This is a genomic window from Paenibacillus sp. SER-28 (assembly GCF_052906305.1).
On sequence record NZ_JBRECM010000085.1, the window covers coordinates 1 to 260 of the forward strand.

1 protein-coding gene is annotated in these 260 nt (G+C 61.9%); it reads right to left on the minus strand.

Translation table 11 applies throughout. The features are described 5' to 3' along the window. Nucleotides 1-15: 15 nt before the first annotated feature. On the minus strand, nucleotides 16-260 hold a 245-nt coding region (locus ACUYLD_RS25740), incomplete at its 5' end, for a hypothetical protein (protein WP_446676248.1).

A 260-nucleotide genomic window follows, 5' to 3' on the forward strand; every position in this document is an offset into this window, starting at 1 on the left:
CAATTCGACAACCACCTAGATCGGCGTTTGCCCCGCCAGATTGCCCGCAGCCCGGCCCGGCAGCGCCAAGGCGAAGGTGAGGGCGACGAAGGAGGCGACGGCGATCGCATGGCTTCTGAACAGCATGGCCTTCTCCCTGTTTTTGCCACGATGACGCACATGCAAGTCATTTGCGATATTTGATCGACCGCCGGCCGAATGCCATAGCCGGCGGCTATTCGGCGCAGCAAAGATTGACCGTGGCTGCGACGCGGCCGTTG